Here is a 19,856-nt window from a genome sequence, read left to right on the forward strand (position 1 = left end):
GCATAGCCGCCACCGGGCTTTTTTTATTACGCTTTCTTACCGCCGTACTGGCTAAACCACGCCAGCATTCTCTGCCAGCCATCTTTGGCTGATTCTGCGTGATAGCTCGGACGATAATCGGCGTTAAACGCGTGCCCGGCATCCGGATACACCACGATCTCCGCCTTCGCATTGGCCGCACGGAGCGCATGGCGCATGGTCTCTACCGAATCCAGCGAAATACCGGTGTCCTGACCGCCGTAAAGCCCTAACACGGGGGCGTTTAGCTCCGTGGCGATATCGACGGGATGTTTCGGTGAATTCAGCGTTTTCTCACCCACCAGTTTGCCGTACCAGGCGACAGCGGCTTTGAGCTGCGGGTTATGCGCGGCATACAGCCAGCTAATGCGTCCGCCCCAGCAGAAACCGGTGACCAGAAGACGATGCGGATCGCCGCCGTTGCGCGCCGCCCAGCTGGCGACGTGATCGAGATCGGCCAGCACCTGCGCGTCCGGGACTTTACTGACCAGGTTGCTGAGCAATGTTGGAATATCGCTGTAGTCGTTCGGATCGCCCTGACGGAAGTAGAGCTCTGGCGCAACGGCCAGATACCCTTCCAGCGCCAGCCGGCGGCAGAGGTCGCGAATGTGTTCGTGAACACCAAATATCTCCTGAATCACAATCACGATGGGCAGCGGACCGTCTGCCGATTTTGGCCGTGCGTGATAAGCAGGCATATTCTCCCCCTGCGAGGGAATGGAGGTCTCGCCCGCGGTAATTGCCGCTTCTGGCGTCGACACGATGGTTGAAGCATGTGGGGCCGCAGCAGGTGCAAAACCGATTTTTTCAGTCATGGCATTCTCCGTACCAATGAGTTAGCGCAAAGGTAAATATAGACACCAGGTTAACAACTCACAGTGCCTTAAACGGTCTATCTTTTGTGCAGCACCTGGCGATATAACTTGTTAATGTGATGTGAATCACTTTTTTATGGAAATTCAATGTAATCATTTTCATTCATGGTGAGGTGTGTCACGAAAATATGCTTACTGCTTCTGTAAAGTACCGTTTTACTTCTTCTGACTAACCGACCCACAGAGGAGTCACCTATGTCTAAGTCTGATGTTTTTCATCTCGGCCTCACCAAAAACGATTTACAAGGGGCTACGCTCGCTATCGTCCCTGGCGATCCTGAGCGTGTGGAAAAGATCGCCGCGCTGATGGATAAGCCGGTCAAGCTGGCTGCCCATCGTGAGTTCACCACCTGGCGCGCAGAGCTGGATGGCAAAGCGGTGATCGTGTGCTCTACCGGTATCGGTGGTCCGTCTACGTCTATTGCTGTTGAAGAACTGGCACAGCTGGGCATTCGTACTTTCCTGCGTATCGGCACCACCGGCGCTATCCAGCCGCACATCAATGTCGGCGACGTGCTGGTCACGACCGCGTCCGTTCGTCTGGACGGCGCAAGCCTGCACTTTGCACCGATGGAATTCCCGGCAGTGGCTGATTTCGAATGCACCACCGCGCTGGTTGAAGCCGCGAAATCCGTGGGCGCAACCACCCACGTGGGCGTAACCGCCTCTTCCGACACCTTCTACCCGGGCCAGGAGCGTTACGACACCTTCTCAGGCCGCGTGGTAAGCCGTTTCAAAGGTTCAATGGAAGAGTGGCAGTCCATGGGCGTGATGAACTACGAAATGGAATCCGCAACGCTGCTGACCATGTGCGCAAGCCAGGGTCTGCGTGCCGGTATGGTGGCGGGCGTTATCGTCAACCGTACCCAGCAGGAGATCCCGAACGCCGAAACCATGAAGCAGACCGAAAGTCATGCGGTGAAAATCGTGGTGGAAGCCGCGCGTCGCCTGATCTAATCCTCTCTTCTGAAATCAAAGGCCGACGCGTTCGGCCTTTATTTTTTGCGTAGCGCCTCGCAGGAAAACCCTTTCAAACTGGACGTTTATACAGCACAATTCTATTTTGTGCGGGTAATACGTTGATGCAGGGGGCATTGTGGATATCTCGATCCTGATTTACGCGGTGATTGCGCTGGTGGGCTTAGGGATTGGCTGGCTCATTTCCAGCTACCAGCATGCGCAGCAGAAGGCCGACCAGCTGGCCGAGCGAGAAGAGATGGTCGCCGATTTAAGCGCGGCAAAACAGCAGCTTGCTCTGAGCGAACACTGGCGCGACGAGTGCGAACTGCTTAACAACGAGCTGCGTAACCTGCGAGACATTAACACCTCGCTGGAGGCCGATCTCCGCGAAGTGACCACCCGCCTTGAATCCACCCAGCTGCATGCGGAAGACAAAATCCGCCAGATGATCAACAGCGAGCAGCGCCTCAGCGAACAGTTTGAGAACCTCGCCAACCGAATTTTTGAGCACAGCAACCGCCGCGTTGACGAACAGAACCGCCAGAGCCTCAACAGCCTGCTGACGCCGCTGCGCGAACAGCTGGACGGTTTCCGCCGTCAGGTGCAGGACAGCTTTGGGCAGGAGGCCCGCGAGCGGCACACGCTGGCGCATGAGATTCGCAATCTCCAGCAGCTGAATGCACAAATGGCGCAGGAAGCGGTCAACCTGACCCGCGCGCTGAAAGGGGATAACAAAACCCAGGGCAACTGGGGAGAAGTGGTGCTGACCCGCGTGCTGGAGGCCTCTGGTCTGCGGGAGGGGTATGAATACGAAACGCAGGTGAGTATTGAAAACGATGCCCGCTCTCGCATGCAGCCGGATGTGATTGTTCGGCTGCCGCAGGGTAAAGATGTGGTGATTGACGCCAAAATGACGCTGGTGGCGTATGAACGTTACTTTAATGCGGACGATGACTACACCCGCGAGTCTGCGCTGCTGGAGCACATTGCCTCCGTGCGTAATCATATTCGCCTGCTTGGCAGAAAAGACTACCAGCAGCTGCCGGGGCTGCGCTCGCTGGACTATGTCCTGATGTTCATCCCGGTAGAACCCGCGTTTCTGCTGGCACTCGACAGACAGCCCGAGCTTATCACCGAAGCGCTCAAAAATAACATTATGCTGGTCAGCCCCACCACGCTGCTGGTGGCGTTACGCACCATTGCGAACCTGTGGCGCTACGAGCACCAGAGCCGCAACGCGCAGCAGATTGCCGATCGTGCCAGCAAGCTGTATGACAAAATGCGCCTCTTCGTGGACGACATGTCCTCAGTCGGGCAGAGCCTGGATCGTGCGCAGGATAACTATCGCCAGGCGATGAAAAAACTCGCCTCCGGACGCGGCAATTTGCTGGCACAGGCCGAATCATTCCGCAGCCTGGGGGTTGAGGTTAAACGCGAGATTAATCCGGAATTGGTCGAACAGGCCACCGCCCAGGACGACGAGTTTCGACTGCGAGAAGGTGCGGACGAACAAAATACAAACAGTGAAGACAATACGTTAGCGGCGGATTTATCACCAGACGAGACTCCAGCGCGTTTCTTTCGCGGTGGTTGAAACGTAGGGCAAACGCGCCCAATCTGTTACACTTCACGAACATTTTACTGATAAGCAGGCTCTGAGATGGCTGACGATTCACAAGACACAACGCACTTTGGCTTTCAGACTGTCGCCAAAGCGCAGAAAGCTGACATGGTGGCCCACGTATTTCATTCCGTGGCGGCGAAGTACGATGTGATGAATGACCTGATGTCGTTCGGCATTCATCGCTTGTGGAAGCGCTTCACCATTGACTGCAGCGGCGTACGTCGTGGACAAACGGTGCTGGATTTAGCCGGTGGTACGGGCGATTTAACCGCGAAATTCTCCCGCCTGGTGGGCGAAACCGGTCGCGTAGTTCTCGCCGATATTAATGACTCCATGCTGAAAATGGGACGCGAAAAGCTGCGTAACATCGGCGTGGTGGGGAATGTGGAGTATGTACAGGCAAATGCTGAAGCGCTGCCATTCCCGGACAATACCTTTGACTGCATCACGATCTCTTTCGGTCTGCGTAACGTGACCGATAAAGAAAAAGCGCTGCGCTCCATGTACCGCGTGCTGAAGCCGGGTGGACGTCTGCTGGTGCTCGAGTTCTCTAAACCGATCATTGAGCCGCTGAGCAAAGCCTACGACGCCTATTCCTTCCACGTGCTGCCGCGTATTGGTGAGCTGGTGGCTAACGACGCTGAAAGCTACCGCTATCTGGCGGAATCTATCCGTATGCACCCGGATCAGGACACATTAAAAGCCATGATGCAGGACGCGGAATTTGAGAACGTTGAATATTTCAACCTGACGGCGGGTGTCGTCGCGCTGCATCGCGGTTACAAATTCTGAGTGGAGGTGTCCCGTGCCCTTTAAACCCTTAGTCTCCGCAGGCATCGAGAATGTACTGAACGCTTTTCTGTATCGCGCCCCTGCGCTGAAAGCTGCACGTCAGCGGCTTAACGGAAAGGTATTACGTATTGTTTTAAAAGAGTTCTCGACGCCGCTTGTGCTGGTATTCAGCGAACGCCAGCTTGACGTTCTGGGGGCGTGGGAAGGTGAAGCCGACTGCTCGGTCATCACGCACATGAGCGTGCTGCCAAAACTGCGCGATCGCCAGCAATTAACGGCGCTTATCCGCAGCGGTGAGCTGGAAGTGGAAGGCGACATTCAGGTCGTGCAGAACTTCGTTGCGCTCACCGATCTGGCGGAGTTCGACCCGGCAGAGCTGCTCGCGCCTTTTATCGGCGACATTGCCGCCGAAGGCATCGGGAAAATCCTTCATGGTGGCGCCTCCTTTGCGCGTAAAAACCTTCAGCGCCAGCAACGCTATGCGGCGGAAGTGCTGACTGAGGAGTGGCGAATGGCGCCTGGGCCACTGGAAGTTGCATGGTTTGCGGAAGAGACCGCTGCTGTTGAACGTGCGGTTGATGCGTTAACCAAACGGCTGGAAAAACTGGAGGGCAAATGACGCCTGGTGAAATTCGGCGCCTCTATTTTATTATTCGCACCTTTTTGAGCTACGGGCTCGACGAGCTTATCCCCAAAATGCGTATCACGCTGCCGCTTCGTATCTGGCGGCGGATGCTCTTCTGGATGCCCAATCGCCATAAAGGTCAACCGCTGGGTGAGCGTCTGCGCCTGGCGCTGCAGGAGCTCGGCCCGGTTTGGATTAAATTCGGACAGATGCTGTCGACCCGCCGCGATCTCTTCCCGCCTCTGATTGCCGATGAGCTTGCGATGCTGCAGGATCGCGTCGCACCGTTTGACGGCGCGCGCGCGAAAAAGCAAATTGAAGAGGCGATGGGAAATGTCCCCGTCGAGACCTGGTTTGACGATTTCGACATTAAGCCACTGGCATCGGCCTCTATCGCGCAGGTGCACACCGCGCGTCTGAAAGAAAACGGCAAAGAAGTCGTTATTAAAGTCATTCGTCCGGACATCCTGCCAGTCATCAAAGCGGACATGAAGCTGATTTATCGGCTGGCGCGCTGGGTGCCACGCTTGCTGCCGGACGGGCGTCGCCTTCGTCCACTGGAAGTGGTGCGGGAATATGAAAAAACGCTGATTGATGAGCTTAACCTGCTGCGCGAATCGGCAAACGCCATTCAGCTGCGTCGCAACTTTGAAAACAGCCCGATGCTCTATGTACCTGAAGTCTATTCTGACTACTGCAGCCAGAACATGATGGTGATGGAACGTATCTACGGTATTCCGGTTTCGGATGTGGTCGCCCTGGAGAAACAGGGAACGAACATGAAGCTCCTGGCTGAACGAGGCGTACAGGTCTTCTTTACCCAGGTGTTCCGCGACAGCTTTTTCCATGCGGACATGCATCCGGGCAATATCTTCGTGAGCTACGAACATCCTGAGGATCCGAAGTATATCGGTATCGACTGCGGGATTGTGGGGTCGCTGAACAAAGAAGATAAACGGTATCTGGCTGAGAACTTCATCGCGTTTTTCAACCGCGACTACCGTAAGGTGGCCGAGCTGCACGTCGATTCCGGCTGGGTGCCGCCGGACACCAACGTCGAAGAGTTCGAGTTCGCGATCCGGACCGTTTGTGAACCGATTTTTGAAAAACCGCTGGCGGAAATTTCCTTCGGGCATGTGCTGTTAAACCTGTTCAACACGGCTCGCCGCTTTAATATGGAAGTTCAGCCACAGCTAGTTTTACTCCAGAAAACATTACTTTACGTTGAGGGTGTAGGCCGACAGCTCTATCCTCAGTTAGACTTGTGGAAGACCGCGAAACCTTTCCTTGAATCCTGGATTAAGGATCAGGTTGGCATTCCGGCGCTGGTGCGCTCGCTGAAAGAGAAAGGCCCGTTCTGGATAGAAAAAATGCCTGAAATTCCTGAACTGGTTTATGACAGTTTGCGTCAGAGCAAGAACCTTCAGCACAGCATGGATAAAATCGCCCGCGAACTTCAGTCCAGCCGTGTTCGCCAGGGGCAGTCACGCTATCTCTTTGGGATTGGCGCAACGCTGCTGCTGAGCGGTACGCTGCTGCTGATCAACCGTCCGGACTGGCAGATGATGCCCGCCTGGCTGATGGCTGGCGGAGTGGTAGTCTGGCTAGCAGGCTGGCGAAAAACGCGCTGAGCGTGCGTCGCTATCGACGGGTCGCATACGTATAATGCGGCCTGACTCATTAATCATCTATCCCTGAGGAACATGTATGGGTGGTATCAGTATCTGGCAATTGTTGATCATTGCCGTCATCGTCGTGCTGCTGTTTGGCACCAAAAAGCTCGGTTCTATTGGTTCCGATCTGGGCGCGTCTATCAAAGGCTTCAAGAAAGCGATGAGCGATGATGAGAGCAAGCAGGATAAAACCAGCCAGGACGCTGACTTTACTGCTAAATCCATCGCCGACAAGCAAGAAGAAGCCAAAAAGGAAGACGCTAAACGCCACGATAAAGAGCAGGTGTAAGTCGTGTTCGACATTGGTTTTAGTGAGCTCCTGCTGGTCTTTGTGATTGGCCTGATTGTGCTGGGGCCGCAGCGTCTGCCGGTGGCAGTGAAAACCGTTGCGGGCTGGGTTCGTGCGCTGAGATCGCTGGCATCGACCGTTCAGAATGAACTGGCGCAGGAGCTTAAGCTGCAGGAATTTCAGGAAAGCCTGAAAAAGGTCGAGAAGGCGAGCATGGATAACCTGACGCCGGAACTGAAAGCGTCAATGGATGAGCTGCGCGAAGCGGCAGAATCGATGAAGCGCTCCTATAGCGTTAACGATCCTGAAAAAGCGAGCGATGAAGCGAACACCATCCATAACCCGGTGGTGAAGGGCAGCGAGGAGCAGCGCGAGGGCGTAACGCCTGCCAGCGCTGAACATCAGGCTGCCGCGCCAGAACAGACGCCTCAGGAAACCGAAGTGAAAAAACAGGCGCAGCCGGAAGAGCCGGTAGTAAAAACGGCGGAAGTGAAGCCCGCTGCGTCTGTTTCCGAATCATCCCCCTCGTCGAGTGATAAAGCGTAAACATGGCAGTAGATGATACTCAACCGCTGATTACGCACCTCATTGAGCTGCGTAAGCGCCTGTTAAACTGCATTATTGCGGTTTTACTCATATTCCTGTGCCTGGTCTATTTTGCCAACGATATCTATCAGGTGGTCTCTGCGCCGCTGATCAAGCAGATGCCGCTGGGCGCAACGATGATTGCAACAGACGTTGCTTCGCCGTTCTTTACCCCCATCAAGCTGACCTTCTGGGTGTCGTTGATTGCCTCTGCGCCGGTCATTCTTTACCAGGTGTGGGCGTTTGTGGCGCCCGCGCTGTATAAGCATGAACGCAAGCTGGTGATCCCGCTGCTGGTGTCCAGCTCGCTGCTGTTCTATATCGGCATGGCGTTTGCCTATTTCGTTGTCTTCCCGCTGGCCTTCGGCTTCCTGACGCATACCGCGCCGGAAGGGGTCCAGGTGTCGACGGATATCGCCAGCTACCTCAGCTTTGTGATGGCGCTGTTTATGGCGTTTGGCGTGGCATTCGAAGTGCCGGTGGCTATTGTGCTGCTCTGCTGGGTAGGAGTAACGACCCCGGATGACCTGCGTAAGAAGCGTCCGTATATCCTTGTGGGCGCTTTTGTTGTCGGCATGCTTCTGACACCGCCGGATGTGTTCTCGCAGACGCTGCTGGCCATACCGATGTACTGTCTGTTTGAGGTCGGCGTTTTCTTCTCGCGTTTCTACGTGGGTAAAGGACGTCGAGCGGATGACGAAGACGATACGTCCGACAAGACCACTGAAGAGTAAAACCAGCCGCCCGTCAGGGCGGTTGTTATATGGGGATTTGCATGTTTGATATCGGACTCAACCTGACCAGCTCGCAGTTTGCGAAAGACCGTGATGAGGTGGTTGCGCGCGCGTTTGCCGCCGGGGTGAAAGGACTGCTGCTGACGGGCACCAACCTGCATGAGAGCGAGCAGGCGCAGCAGCTGGCGCAACGATACGATCGCTGTTGGTCTACTGCTGGCGTGCATCCTCACGACAGCAGCCAGTGGACCGTAGAAAGTGGCGACACCCTGTACAGGCTGGCAAAGACGCCAGACGTTGTGGCGATCGGCGAATGCGGTCTCGATTTCAACCGTAACTTTTCCACGCCTGAAGAGCAGGAAAAGGCGTTTACTGCCCAGCTTGCGCTGGCGGCAGAGCTTGGAATGCCCGTATTTATGCACTGCCGCGACGCGCATGAGCGTTTCCTGGCACTTCTGGATCCGTGGCTGGAGAAACTGCCCGGCGCGGTATTGCACTGTTTCACCGGTTCACGGCAGGAAGCGCTGGATTGCCTGGCGCGAGGGCTTTATCTGGGTATTACCGGCTGGGTGTGCGATGAGCGTCGCGGGCTTGAACTTCGTGAGCTGTTGCCGGTAATCCCGGCTGACCGGCTGCTCCTTGAAACCGATGCGCCTTATCTGCTACCGCGCGATATGAAACCCAAACCGGCATCGCGGCGAAATGAGCCCGCGTATCTGGGGCACATTGTTGAGAGCGTCGCGAAGTGGCGCGGAGAGGATCCGCACTGGCTTTCGGCGCAGACGGATGACAACGTGCGTAATCTGTTCGGGATAAACGTTTAAAGCTTGCGGAAGTCGGTGTTTTTAACGCTCTGCAGCACCTGCTTGTTCAGCAGATTGAGCAACAGCATAGAGCGCGCTTCCCCGTCCGGCTCGGCAAAAATCGCCTGCAGGCCTTCGAAAGCGCCTTCGGTAATCACGACGCTATCGCCCGTGTAAGGGGTGTCGGGGTCGGTGATCCCTTCAGGCTGTTGATAAATCGACAGCTGATGAATGACCGTCGACGGAACCGTTGCCGGATGTGCGCCAAAACGAACAAAGTGGCTGACGCCGCGCGTTGCGCTGATGGTGGTAGTGTGGATGACTTCCGGGTCGAACTCCACAAACAGGTAGTTCGGGAACAACGGCTCACTAACGGTCGTGCGCTTCCCGCGCTGCATTTTTTCAAGCGTGATCACGGGTGTCAGGCAATTTACAGACTGACGTTCAAGATGTTCCTGCGCGCGCTGAAGTTGCCCGCGTTTGCAATACAGTAAATACCAGGCCTGCATAATCACTCTTTCCCTTAGTTCGGGGCGCAAGCATATCAAAACCCTGGCGGGATCGCTAAGTTGATTATAATGGGGGAAAATGGAACAGAACGCATAACTTCACGCTTATTTAACAAAATTACAGCATCAAGCAGGCTTACGCCGTATAATGAAGCGCTTACAGAGAGGCCATGATTAACTGCATGAAATACCACGATCTCCGCGACTTCCTGACGCTGCTGGAAAAGCAGGGTGAACTCAAACGTATTACACTTCCTGTCGATCCTTATCTGGAGATGACAGAAATTGCTGACCGCACCCTGCGTGCCGGTGGCCCCGCATTACTGTTTGAAAATCCGAAAGGTTACTCTATGCCGGTGCTGTGCAACCTGTTTGGTACACCGCGTCGTGTTGCACTGGGAATGGGGCAGGAAGACGTCTCTGCGCTGCGTGAAGTCGGTAAACTGCTGGCGTTTCTGAAAGAGCCGGAGCCACCGAAAGGCTTCCGCGATCTGTTCGACAAGCTGCCGCAGTTTAAGCAGGTGCTGAACATGCCCACCAAACGCCTGCGCGGCGCGCCGTGCCAGCAGAAAGTGCTGGAAGGCGATGCGGTAGATCTGACTAAAATCCCCATCATGCAGTGCTGGCCTGAAGATGCCGCTCCGCTGATCACCTGGGGGCTGACCGTTACGCGCGGCCCGCACAAAGAGCGGCAAAACCTCGGTATTTACCGCCAGCAGTTGATTGGCAAGAATAAACTGATCATGCGCTGGCTGTCGCATCGCGGCGGCGCGCTGGATTTCCAGGAGTGGTGCGCTGCGCATCCGGGGGAGCGTTTCCCGGTGTCTGTCGCCTTAGGCGCCGATCCGGCCACCATTCTGGGAGCCGTCACGCCGGTGCCGGATACGCTCTCTGAATATGCATTTGCAGGCCTGCTGCGCGGAACGAAAACCGAAGTCGTGAAGTGTATCTCTAACGATCTCGAAGTTCCGGCCAGTGCGGAAATTGTGCTGGAAGGTTACCTCGAGCAGGGTGAAATGGCGCCAGAAGGCCCTTACGGCGACCACACCGGCTATTACAACGAAGTGGATAACTTCCCGGTGTTTACCGTGACGCACATTACGCAGCGTGAAGATGCGATTTATCACTCCACGTATACCGGACGTCCACCGGATGAACCGGCGGTGCTGGGCGTGGCGCTGAATGAAGTGTTTGTGCCGATCCTGCAAAAGCAGTTCCCGGAAATTGTTGATTTTTATCTGCCGCCTGAAGGATGCTCGTATCGCATGGCGGTGGTCACGATGAAGAAGCAGTATCCTGGTCATGCTAAACGCGTGATGATGGGCGTATGGTCTTTCCTGCGCCAGTTTATGTATACCAAATTTGTTATTGTCTGCGATGATGACGTTAACGCCCGCGACTGGAATGACGTAATCTGGGCCATTACCACGCGAATGGACCCGGCGCGCGATACGGTGTTAGTCGAAAATACGCCGATAGATTACCTGGATTTTGCCTCGCCGGTTTCCGGCCTTGGCTCAAAGATGGGACTGGATGCCACAAATAAATGGCCTGGCGAAACCGACCGTGAATGGGGTCGCCCGATCAAAAAAGATCCTGCAGTGACCGCGCGAATTGACGCGATCTGGGACGAGCTGGCCATAATGAATAACGGTAAACCCTGAGCTGACCGTTAAGCCCTATAGACTTCCCGACAGAGAGAGCGAATGACAACCTTAAGCTGTAAAGTGACCTCGGTAGATGCCATCACCGACACCGTATATCGCGTCCGTTTAGTGCCAGAAGCGCCATTCTCTTTCCGCGCGGGTCAGTACCTGATGGTTGTGATGGATGAGCGTGATAAGCGTCCTTTCTCTATGGCCTCAACGCCAGCGGAGCAGGAATTTATTGAGCTTCATATTGGTGCGTCAGAGCTTAACCTGTATGCGATGGCGGTGATGGATCGGATCCTGAAGGAACGTGAAATCGTGGTGGATATTCCGCACGGCGATGCGTGGCTGCGCGATGACGAAGACCGTCCGCTGATCCTGATCGCTGGCGGTACGGGCTTCTCTTATGTGCGCTCTATTCTGTTGACCGCCCTGGCGCGTAATCCAGACCGTGACATCACCATTTACTGGGGTGGCCGCGAAGAGAAACATCTGTACGACCTGTCTGAGCTGGAAGCGCTGAGCGTAACCCATCCTAACCTGCGCATTGAGCCGGTGGTCGAGCAGCCGGAAGAGGGCTGGCGTGGTCGCAGCGGGACGGTGCTGACGGCGGTGCTGCAGGATCACGGCACGCTGGCAGGGCACGATATCTACATTGCTGGCCGTTTTGAGATGGCGAAAATTGCCCGCGACCTGTTCTGCAACGAACGTGACGCTCGTGAAGACCGCCTGTTTGGCGATGCGTTTGCCTTCATTTAAATAAAAAACCCGCCCCTGACAGGCGGGAAGAACGGCAACTAAACTCTTTCTCTTCGCCAATGACGCCATAACTGCGTTGGCTGCGCTCGTTCACCCGAATCACTTACTTGAGTAAGCTCATCGGGATTCGCTCGCTTGCCGCCTTGTTCTGACGCCATTGGCTTTGAGATACTTTTCCTGATTTACACTCTCTCAAACACCGTCGCGATACCCTGACCCAGCCCGATACACATCGTTGCCAGACCAAACTGGGCATCTTTGCGTTCCATCAGGTTAATCAGCGTCGTGCTGATACGCGCCCCGGAGCAGCCCAGGGGGTGGCCGAGGGCGATCGCGCCGCCGTTGAGGTTAATCTTCTCGTCGATCTGCTCCATCAGCCCCAGATCTTTAATGCACGGGAGGATCTGCGCGGCGAACGCTTCGTTCATTTCAAACAGGTCGATGTCGCTGGCGGTTAATCCCGCTTTTTTCAGCGCCAGCTTCGAGGCCGGAACCGGGCCGTAACCCATGATTGAAGGATCGCAGCCCACGACCGCCATCGAACGTACCCGTGCGCGAGGCGTTAAGCCCAGCTCGCGGGCGCGACTTTCGCTCATCACCAGCATCGCGGCGGCACCGTCTGACAGCGCCGACGAAGTACCTGCCGTTACCGTACCGGTGACCGGATCAAACGCAGGGCGCAGGGTAGAAAGCGCTTCTACGGTGGTTTCCGGGCGGATGACTTCGTCGTAGCTGAACTGCTTCAGTACGCCGTCTGCGTCGTGGCCGCCGGTCGGGATGATCTCATTCTTAAAGGCACCGGACTGCGTCGCCGCCCATGCGCGAGCATGAGAGCGCGCGGCAAAGGCATCCTGCATTTCACGGCTAATGCCGTGCAGACGAGAGAGCATCTCGGCAGTCAGGCCCATCATCCCCGCGGCTTTCGCCACGTTACGGCTCATGCCAGGATGAAAATCGACCCCGTGGCTCATCGGCACGTGCCCCATGTGCTCGACGCCGCCCACCAGGCAGGCCTGCGCATCACCGGTCATGATCATCCGCGCCGCGTCGTGCAGCGCCTGCATTGATGAACCGCACAGGCGGTTCACGGTGACAGCCGGAACCGAATGCGGGATCTCCGCCAGCAGCGACGCGTTACGGGCGATGTTGAAACCTTGCTCCAGGGTCTGCTGCACGCAGCCCCAGTAGATATCGTCCAGCGCAGCAGGATCCAGCGCCGGGTTACGCGCCAGCAGGCTACGCATCAGATGCGCGGAGAGGTCTTCCGCACGCACGTTACGGAATGCACCGCCTTTTGAACGGCCCATCGGGGTGCGAATCGCATCAACAATGACAACCTTTTCCATTGTGACTCCTTAAGCCGTTTTCAGCTCGCCAACCGGACGGGCTGGCTCAACTGCTGGATAGTAGGGTTCGTTATGGCGCGCTTTGTTACGCAGCCCTTCCGGCACCTCATAAAGCGGGCCGAGGTGCTGATACTGCTGAGCCATATCGAGATAGCGGGCGCTGCCGAGCGTGTCCAGCCAGCGGAACGCGCCACCGTGGAACGGAGGGAAGCCCAGGCCGTACACCAGCGCCATATCGGCTTCTGCCGGGCTGGCGATGATGCCTTCTTCAAGGCAACGCACCACTTCGTTGATCATCGGGATCATCATGCGGGCGATGATCTCATCGTCGGTGAAGTCGCGTTTCGGCTGGCTTACATCGGCCAGCAGGCCGTCCACCACGGCATCTTCTTCTTTCTTCGGTTTGCCTTTGCTGTCTTCTTTATAGCGCCAGAAGCCCAGGCCGTTTTTCTGGCCGAAGCGGTTAGCGTCGAACAGAGCGTCAATGGCGTCGCGATAATCTTTCTGCATACGCTGCGGGAAGCCTGCCGCCATCACCGCCTGAGCGTGGTGAGCGGTATCAATGCCGACCACGTCCAGCAGATACGCCGGGCCCATCGGCCAGCCGAACTGTTTTTCCATCACTTTGTCGATTTTGCGGAAGTCCGCACCGTCGCGCAGCAGCTGGCTGAAGCCGGCGAAGTAAGGGAACAGCACGCGGTTGACGAAGAAGCCCGGGCAGTCGTTAACAACGATCGGCGTTTTGCCCATCTTGCTGGCCCATGCCACCACTTTAGCGATGGTTTCGTCAGAGGTTTTTTCCCCGCGGATCACTTCGACCAGCGGCATACGGTGTACCGGGTTGAAGAAGTGCATCCCGCAGAAGTTTTCCGGACGCTTCAACACGCTCGCCAGTTCGCTGATTGGAATGGTGGAGGTGTTAGAGGCCAGCACGGTCTCAGGACGAACCTTGTCTTCCGTTTCTGCCAGCACCGCTTTTTTGACTTTCGGGTTCTCGACGACGGCTTCGACCACCACGTCCACACGGTCGAAACCGCTGTATTCCAGCACAGGCTGAATGGTGGAGATCACGCCTGCAAGCTTCAGCCCGTCAATTTTTCCGCGTTCCAGCTGTTTATTCAGCAGCTTGGCCGCTTCGGTCATGCCCAGCGTCAGAGATTTCTCGCTGATGTCTTTCATCACTACCGGCACGCCTTTCCAGGCCGACTGGTAAGCGATGCCGCCACCCATAATGCCCGCACCAAGTACCGCCGCATGTTTTGGCGTCTCAACGTTTTTAGTCAGCTGTTTGGCTTTACCCTTCACGAACTGATCGTTGAGGAAGATACCGACCAGCGCGCGGGCTTCATTGGTGTGCGCCAGCGGGACAAAGCTCTGATTTTCGAGCTTCAGCGCCTCGTCGCGACCGAGACGGGCCGCGGCTTCAATGGTTTTCACCGCCGTGATCGGCGCAGGATAGTGTTTACCCGCCGTCTGCATCACCATGCCTTTGGCGATGGTAAAGCTCATGGTGGCTTCAATCTTGCTGAGTTTTAACGGCTCCAGCTTCGGCTGGCGTTTGGCTTTCCAGTCGAGATCGCCGTTAATGGCCTGACGCAGAATGGCGAGTGCGCCTTCAACCAGTTTCTCTGGCTTCACGACGCCGTCGACCAGGCCGATTTTCTGCGCCTGTTCTGCGCCGGCATCTTTACCTGCGGCAATGATCTCCAGCGCGCTGTCGGCACCCAGCATGCGCGGCATACGCACGGAGCCGCCAAAGCCCGGCATGATGCCCAGCCTGGTTTCCGGCAGGCCGATGCGCAGGTCCGGCGTCGCCAGACGGTAGTCGGTCGCCAGTACGCACTCGCAGCCGCCGCCCAGCGCATAGCCGTTAACGGCGGAAATGGTCGGGACAGGCAGATCTTCCAGACGATTAAAGACGCTGTTGGCAAAGTGCAGCCACTGGCTCAGCTGTTCTTCCGGGACCAGGAACAGCGAAAGAAACTCGGTGATATCGGCACCGACAATAAAGGCCGCTTTGTTCGAACGCAGCAGCAGCCCTTTTAATTCAGGTTGTTTTTCAAGAACATCCAGCGCCTGGCCAAGACTGGCCACCGTCGCGGTATCAAGCTTGTTCACTGAGCCGGGAGCATCGAACACCAGTTCGGCAATGCCATCTTCCAGCCAGTTGAGGTACAGGGTGTCGCCTTTGTAGAGCATGTCAGTCTCCTGAATCCAGCAATTGGATCTGGTCATACCAGATGAATCGGAGTGTGGGATTTATGTTAATAAAATGCAAATTACTCATTAAGAAAATGCTGCATTGATCACGGTCGGTGGAAATCACGCAGCCGGAGTGAGGTGTGCTAAGATGCGATGACTTGAGGTCAAAAAAACGAAAGGAAGAATGATGGACTCACTGGCTTCGCTTTATAAAAATCATATCGTTACCCTACAGGAACGTACCCGCGATGTACTGGCCCGCTTTAAGCTGGATGCGCTGCTGATCCACTCCGGCGAGCTGATGAATACCTTTCTGGATGACCACGCTTATCCGTTTAAGGTAAACCCGCAGTTTAAAGCCTGGGTGCCGGTGACTCAGGTTCCAAATTGCTGGCTGCTGGTGGATGGCGTGAACAAGCCGAAACTGTGGTTCTACCTGCCGGTCGATTACTGGCACAACGTAGAACCGCTGCCGACCTCTTTCTGGACGGAAGAGATTGATGTGATTGCACTGCCGAAAGCGGACGGCATTGGCAGCCAGCTGCCTGCCGCGCGGGGCAACATCGCCTATATTGGCCCTGTTCCGGAGCGCGCGCTGGGTCTGGATATTCCGGCAGACAAACTCAATCCGAAAGGGGTGCTGGATTACCTGCACTATTACCGCGCGTATAAAACCGACTACGAACTTTACTGCATGCGTGAAGCGCAAAAAACGGCGGTGAATGGCCACCGTGCCGCGCACGAAGCGTTCCAGTCGGGGATGAGCGAGTTCGACATCAATCAGGCCTATCTGACCGCGACAGGCCACCGTGATACCGACGTGCCGTACAGCAATATCGTCGCGCTGAATGAGCACGCGTCCGTGCTTCACTACACCAAACTGGATCACCACGCACCGTCGGAGATGCGCAGCTTCCTGCTTGACGCAGGCGCCGAGTACAACGGTTACGCGGCCGACCTGACCCGTACCTGGGCGGCGAATGCGGATACCGATTTCGCGCAGCTGATTAAAGACGTGAACGATGAACAGCTGGCGCTGATTGGCACCATGAAGGCGGGAACCAGCTATGTGGATTACCACATCCAGTTCCATCAGCGCATCGCAAAACTGCTGCGTAAACATCAGATTGTGAAAGACATGAGCGAAGAGGCGATGGTCGAGAACGATCTGACCGGGCCATTCATGCCGCACGGTATCGGTCACCCGCTGGGCCTGCAGGTTCACGACGTTGCGGGCTTTATGCAGGATGACACCGGGACGCACCTGGCGGCACCGTCTAAATATCCTTACCTGCGCTGCACCCGTATTCTGGAGCCGCGTATGGTGTTGACGATTGAACCGGGGATCTACTTTATCGAATCCCTGCTGGCGCCGTGGCGTGAAGGCCAGTTCAGCAAACACTTCAACTGGGAAAAAATTGACGCGCTGAAGCCGTTTGGCGGTATNCCAGTTCAGCAAACACTTCAACTGGGAAAAAATTGACGCGCTGAAGCCGTTTGGCGGTATTCGCATCGAAGATAACGTTGTGGTTCACGAAAACGGTATCGAGAATATGACGCGAGACCTGAAGCTGGCCTGATGGAAAGCTGGCTGATACCGGCTGAACCGGTCACCTTTGTTGAGGAAATCAAGAAAAGCCGCTTTATTACGCTGCTGGCGCATACCGACGGCGTAGAGGCGGCAAAGGCGTTTGTCGAGTCCGTTCGGGCTGAGCATCCTGACGCGCGTCACCACTGCGTGGCGTGGGTGGCAGGGCCGCCTGATGATTCGCAACAGCTGGGGTTTTCCGATGACGGTGAACCGGCAGGCACGGCCGGTAAACCCATGCTTTCGCAGCTGATGGGCAGCGGCGTGGGTGAAATTACCGCCGTGGTGGTGCGCTACTACGGCGGCATCCTGTTGGGCACGGGTGGGCTGGTAAAAGCGTATGGCGGCGGAGTTCAGCAGGCACTGAATATGCTCACAACTATCCGCAAAACGCCGCTCACTGAATATACTTTGTTGTGCGATTACGCTCAGCTATCGGGCATTGAAACGCTGCTCAAACAGTTTAACGGCGTGATTGCGCACAGTGATTACCAGGCAATGGTGCAATTACGCGTGGCGCTTCCTCAGGCGGAGCTGGCTGCTTTTTCAGCAAAACTGGCTGATTTTAGTCGTGGTTCGTTGCAATTGCTGCCGATTGAAGAATAATCCCACCTCACTTTTTTGAATACCAAAGGAAGCGGCAGAGATGCATTTTCGTGCCATAACCCGAATCGTTGGACTGCTGGTCATACTCTTTTCCGGGACGATGATTCTCCCAGGACTGGTGGCGCTTATCTACCGGGACGGCGCGGGGCGGGCATTTACCCAGACCTTCTTTGTCGCGCTGGCGATCGGCTCGCTGCTGTGGTGGCCAAACCGTCGTCAGAAAGGTGAGCTGAAATCTCGCGAAGGATTTCTGATTGTGGTCCTGTTCTGGACGGTGCTGGGGAGCGTCGGTTCGCTGCCCTTCATCTTCTCTGAACAGCCTAACCTGAGCATCACGGATGCCTTTTTTGAATCGTTCTCCGGTTTAACAACCACCGGGGCGACGACGCTGGTGGGGCTGGATTCACTCCCGCACGCCATTCTCTTTTATCGCCAGATGCTGCAGTGGTTCGGGGGGATGGGGATCATCGTCCTGGCAGTGGCTATTCTTCCTATTCTGGGCGTTGGCGGCATGCAGCTTTATCGCGCCGAAATGCCCGGGCCGCTGAAAGATAACAAAATGCGTCCGCGTATTGCCGAGACGGCGAAAACCCTCTGGCTTATCTATGTATTACTGACGGTAGCCTGTGCGCTGGCGCTATGGTTTGCCGGGATGCCGGCTTTCGACGCCATCGGACACAGCTTTGCGACGATCGCTATCGGCGGGTTCTCCACCCATGATGCCAGCGTCGGCTACTTCGACAGTCCAACGATTAACACCATTATTGCCATTTTCCTGCTGATTTCAGGCTGTAACTATGGCCTGCACTTCTCTTTACTGAGCGGGCGCAGCCTGAAAGTGTACTGGCGTGACCCTGAGTTCCGCATGTTCATTGGCGTCCAGCTTACGCTGGTGATCATCTGTACCCTGGTGCTGTGGTTCCATGATGTCTACAACTCCGCGCTGACCACGCTAAATCAGGCGTTCTTCCAGGTGGTATCAATGGCGACGACCGCCGGGTTTACCACGGACAGCATCGCGCGCTGGCCGCTGTTCCTGCCGGTGCTGCTTTTATGCTCGGCATTTATCGGGGGCTGTGCGGGTTCTACGGGCGGCGGCCTGAAGGTAATTCGTATTCTGCTGCTGTTTAAGCAGGGGAACCGTGAGCTGAAGCGCCTAGTCCACCCGAACGCGGTTTACAGCATCAAACTCGGGAACCGCGCGCTGCCGGAACGTATCCTCGAAGCGGTGTGGGGATTCTTCTCGGCGTATGCGCTGGTCTTTATCGTCAGTATGCTGGCGATTATCGCGACGGGGGTGGATGATTTCTCCGCCTTTGCGTCCGTCGTAGCGACATTGAATAACCTCGGGCCCGGCCTGGGCGTTGTGGCGGATAACTTTGCCAGCATGAACCCGGTCGCGAAATGGATCCTCATCGCCAATATGCTGTTTGGTCGTCTTGAGGTCTTTACGCTGTTGGTGCTGTTCACCCCTACATTCTGGCGCGAGTAAGGAGCCGTTGATGAAAACATTGATTCTTTTCTCTACGCGAGACGGACAAACGCGTGAGATTGCCGCCTGTCTGGCGTCGGAATTAAAAGAGCTGGGTATTTACTCTGATGTGGTGAACCTGAACCGTGCGGAGCAGATTGCCTGGCAGGAGTACGATCGCGTGGTAATTGGCGCGTCAATTCGTTACGGGCATTTCCATCCGGCGCTGGATCGCTTTGTGAAAAAGCACACGGCGGTGCTCAACAAATTGCCTGGTGCGTTTTACTCGGTCAACCTGGTCGCACGTAAAGCCGAGAAGCGTACGCCGCAGACCAACAGCTACACGCGCAAGTTTTTACTCAGCTCGCCGTGGCAGCCAGACCTGTGCGCCGTCTTTGCCGGCGCGCTGCGTTACCCTCGCTACCGCTGGTATGACCGCTTTATGATCCGCCTCATTATGAAGATGACGGGGGGTGAAACCGATACGCGTAAAGAAGTGGTTTATACCGACTGGTCGCAGGTGGCCAGTTTTGCGCGGGAAATCGCACATTTAACGGGCGATTCGCGACATAAATAAGCGTTAAGTTTGAAAAGTGAGCGAACGAAAAGTTTTTTGTATTTTATGCTTGTCACGTCGGAATAACTCCCTATAATGCGCCTCCACTGACACGGAACAACGGCACACACGCCGCCGGGTCAGCAGAGAAAAGCGAAATTAATCACTTGACTCTGAAGCGGGAAAGCGTAA

At 55.9% G+C, this 19,856-nt stretch carries 18 protein-coding genes and 1 pseudogene; 15 read left to right on the plus strand and 4 right to left on the minus strand.

Annotated features, from left to right (window positions below; genetic code table 11):
- Positions 1-26 precede the first annotated feature (26 nt).
- Positions 27-833: a dienelactone hydrolase family protein gene (locus SPH27_RS21315; RefSeq protein ID WP_048976905.1), complete on the minus strand. Its 807-nt coding sequence runs from the start codon at positions 831-833 to the stop codon at positions 27-29.
- A gap of 255 nt (positions 834-1,088) precedes the next feature.
- On the opposite strand from SPH27_RS21315, the gene udp reads away from it, so the two are divergent.
- The 9 genes from udp to tatD all read left to right on the plus strand — a co-directional run bounded on the left by udp (position 1,089) and on the right by tatD (position 8,999).
- Positions 1,089-1,850 carry a uridine phosphorylase gene (gene udp, locus SPH27_RS21320; protein WP_003860792.1) on the plus strand — a complete coding sequence of 254 codons (762 nt, stop codon included), beginning with the start codon at positions 1,089-1,091 and terminating at the stop codon, positions 1,848-1,850.
- Between the two features lie 139 nt (positions 1,851-1,989).
- Positions 1,990-3,447: a DNA recombination protein RmuC gene (gene rmuC, locus SPH27_RS21325; protein WP_182072599.1), complete on the plus strand. Its 1,458-nt coding sequence runs from the start codon at positions 1,990-1,992 to the stop codon at positions 3,445-3,447.
- 66 nt (positions 3,448-3,513) lie between these two features.
- Positions 3,514-4,269 (plus strand): bifunctional demethylmenaquinone methyltransferase/2-methoxy-6-polyprenyl-1,4-benzoquinol methylase UbiE, encoded by a 756-nt coding sequence (gene ubiE / locus SPH27_RS21330; RefSeq protein ID WP_023309612.1) that lies wholly within the window; start codon positions 3,514-3,516, stop codon positions 4,267-4,269.
- A gap of 13 nt (positions 4,270-4,282) precedes the next feature.
- A complete protein-coding gene (gene ubiJ / locus SPH27_RS21335) occupies positions 4,283-4,888 on the plus strand; it encodes a ubiquinone biosynthesis protein UbiJ (RefSeq protein WP_033146889.1) in 606 nt (201 codons plus the stop codon).
- A complete protein-coding gene (ubiB, locus tag SPH27_RS21340) occupies positions 4,885-6,525 on the plus strand; it encodes a ubiquinone biosynthesis regulatory protein kinase UbiB (protein WP_029741825.1) in 1,641 nt (546 codons plus the stop codon). Before ubiJ ends, ubiB begins: the two co-directional genes overlap by 4 nt.
- Before the next feature lie 76 nt (positions 6,526-6,601).
- Positions 6,602-6,856, plus strand: a complete 255-nt coding sequence (tatA, locus tag SPH27_RS21345) for a Sec-independent protein translocase subunit TatA (protein WP_024908000.1) — start codon at positions 6,602-6,604, stop codon at positions 6,854-6,856.
- A 3-nt stretch (positions 6,857-6,859) separates the two neighbouring features.
- Positions 6,860-7,402 (plus strand): Sec-independent protein translocase protein TatB, encoded by a 543-nt coding sequence (gene tatB, locus SPH27_RS21350; protein ID WP_182072597.1) that lies wholly within the window; start codon positions 6,860-6,862, stop codon positions 7,400-7,402.
- A 2-nt stretch (positions 7,403-7,404) separates the two neighbouring features.
- Entirely contained in the window at positions 7,405-8,175 is a 771-nt protein-coding gene (gene tatC / locus SPH27_RS21355) for a Sec-independent protein translocase subunit TatC (RefSeq protein WP_023309607.1), read from the plus strand.
- Between the two features lie 41 nt (positions 8,176-8,216).
- Positions 8,217-8,999, plus strand: a complete 783-nt coding sequence (gene tatD, locus SPH27_RS21360) for a 3'-5' ssDNA/RNA exonuclease TatD (protein WP_182072595.1) — start codon at positions 8,217-8,219, stop codon at positions 8,997-8,999.
- On the opposite strand, the gene rfaH is transcribed toward tatD, so the two are convergent.
- Positions 8,996-9,487, minus strand: coding sequence for a transcription/translation regulatory transformer protein RfaH (rfaH, locus tag SPH27_RS21365; RefSeq protein WP_182072593.1), 492 nt, complete (start codon positions 9,485-9,487; stop codon positions 8,996-8,998). The two genes, tatD and rfaH, sit on opposite strands and share 4 nt — an antisense overlap.
- A gap of 173 nt (positions 9,488-9,660) precedes the next feature.
- On the opposite strand from rfaH, the gene ubiD reads away from it, so the two are divergent.
- Positions 9,661-11,151, plus strand: a complete 1,491-nt coding sequence (gene ubiD / locus SPH27_RS21370) for a 4-hydroxy-3-polyprenylbenzoate decarboxylase (protein WP_161496003.1) — start codon at positions 9,661-9,663, stop codon at positions 11,149-11,151.
- Positions 11,152-11,193: 42 nt separating this feature from the next.
- Complete coding sequence (fre, locus tag SPH27_RS21375) at positions 11,194-11,895, plus strand: NAD(P)H-flavin reductase (protein ID WP_008501516.1); 702 nt, start codon at positions 11,194-11,196, stop codon at positions 11,893-11,895.
- Positions 11,896-12,077: 182 nt separating this feature from the next.
- Here fre and fadA read toward each other — a convergent pair whose 3' ends face one another.
- Both fadA and fadB read right to left on the minus strand, forming a co-directional pair.
- Positions 12,078-13,241 (minus strand): acetyl-CoA C-acyltransferase FadA, encoded by a 1,164-nt coding sequence (gene fadA / locus SPH27_RS21380; RefSeq protein ID WP_008501515.1) that lies wholly within the window; start codon positions 13,239-13,241, stop codon positions 12,078-12,080.
- A 9-nt stretch (positions 13,242-13,250) separates the two neighbouring features.
- Complete coding sequence (fadB, locus tag SPH27_RS21385; RefSeq protein WP_182072591.1) at positions 13,251-15,440, minus strand: fatty acid oxidation complex subunit alpha FadB; 2,190 nt, start codon at positions 15,438-15,440, stop codon at positions 13,251-13,253.
- 190 nt (positions 15,441-15,630) lie between these two features.
- Between fadB and pepQ the strand changes: the two are divergent.
- From pepQ to hemG, 4 genes and pseudogenes are all read left to right on the plus strand, one after another.
- Positions 15,631-17,023: pseudogene (gene pepQ / locus SPH27_RS21390) on the plus strand (Xaa-Pro dipeptidase).
- Positions 17,023-17,637, plus strand: coding sequence for an IMPACT family protein (locus SPH27_RS21395; protein ID WP_029739673.1), 615 nt, complete (start codon positions 17,023-17,025; stop codon positions 17,635-17,637). Before pepQ ends, SPH27_RS21395 begins: the two are co-directional and overlap by 1 nt.
- Positions 17,638-17,677: 40 nt before the next feature.
- Complete coding sequence (trkH, locus tag SPH27_RS21400; protein WP_023309600.1) at positions 17,678-19,129, plus strand: Trk system potassium transporter TrkH; 1,452 nt, start codon at positions 17,678-17,680, stop codon at positions 19,127-19,129.
- 10 nt (positions 19,130-19,139) lie between these two features.
- Positions 19,140-19,685: a menaquinone-dependent protoporphyrinogen IX dehydrogenase gene (gene hemG / locus SPH27_RS21405; RefSeq protein ID WP_048980580.1), complete on the plus strand. Its 546-nt coding sequence runs from the start codon at positions 19,140-19,142 to the stop codon at positions 19,683-19,685.
- Positions 19,686-19,856 lie beyond the last annotated feature (171 nt).

Source organism: Enterobacter sp. A103 (genome assembly GCF_034427535.1).
In the GTDB taxonomy this organism is placed as follows: domain Bacteria; phylum Pseudomonadota; class Gammaproteobacteria; order Enterobacterales; family Enterobacteriaceae; genus Enterobacter; species Enterobacter asburiae_B.